Source organism: Bartonella sp. MR100HLJHH (assembly GCF_042194215.1).
Lineage (GTDB): Bacteria > Pseudomonadota > Alphaproteobacteria > Rhizobiales > Rhizobiaceae > Bartonella > Bartonella grahamii.
Map to the genome: position 1 here is coordinate 1 of NZ_JBHIMR010000072.1, position 1,083 is coordinate 1,083.

Annotated in this window: 1 protein-coding gene; it reads left to right on the forward strand. The window is 37.8% G+C overall.

The window, feature by feature from the left end; all coding sequences use genetic code 11:
- Window positions 1–496 precede the first annotated feature (496 nt).
- Entirely contained in the window at window positions 497–1,018 is a 522-nt protein-coding gene (locus ACFIJ7_RS09555; RefSeq protein WP_208439664.1) for a Rha family transcriptional regulator, read from the forward strand.
- Window positions 1,019–1,083: the final 65 nt, after the last annotated feature.

Genomic DNA, 1,083 nt, shown 5'->3' on the forward strand with positions numbered 1-1,083 from the left:
CGTGTAAAAAACCTGTTGCCATACTTTATGCTCCTTTAAATGGTTGGCTAATGAAATGAATGGGAAAAAAATGAGGGTTGGATTTGAAATCGCGCCCTTTAAAACAGCAAATCATAAGGATTTTGGTTCACTCGCATTTCAAATGCGAGTGAATAGTAAAGGGTAGCATTTCAAATGCGATCCTTTGAAAACAACAATATGTGAAATAATTTTTTAAAAGCATATTGACACTAATAAACCCTCATGTTATTCGAATCACAAGTGCTAGAAACACTAAACCATTAGCGGATAGGTCACGTAAGATCTCTCCCATGCATTTAAAATACTGATTGTCTTTTATGCTATTATTGGCATATAACGATTTTGTCGGGTGTAGCTATGCTATACAATACCTTCTCACGAGGGGAAGACATAGCGACGGACTAATGGCCGTGTTTCTAACGCCCGGCACCCTTGGGGGTGTCAATAGAGACATTAAAACCATTAGGAGTTCATCATGAACAATTTAGTGACAATCAACAATGCTGGTATTGCTGTTACAACTTCTTTAAAAATTGCAGAGGGTGTGGGTAATACGCATAAAACAGTTATACAGTTAGTACGCAATAATCGTAAGGATTTTGAAGAGTTTGGTTCACTTGGATTTGAAATCCAAGTAAGTAAAAGAGACGGTAAAGGTGGTCAAAAGAGAGAAGTTGCTATCCTCAATGAACCACAAGCCACTCTACTCATGACCTATATGCGTAACAATGATACGGTGCGTGCATTCAAAAAAGCGCTTGTAAAAGCTTTCTATGATTTAAAAAACCAGTTAATTGATAATGACCGTGATACACGTTTTGATTTTCCAAGCAACTGGGATGAAATGGGACCTACTGAAAAAGCTGTTTACATTTATGGACCGCTTCACATGCATCTTGTTAAAGCCTTTACACTAGCAGAAGAGAGCAAACATTATAAAACGCTTGTTGAAGAAGCTAAGCGCGTTTTAGCAAGCCCTGTTGTAAAAGCTGCTTAACTTTAAAAACATGATTTTATCTCCTCGTCTTTGAGGCGGGGAGGTGGTTAACAGCATAAAATATC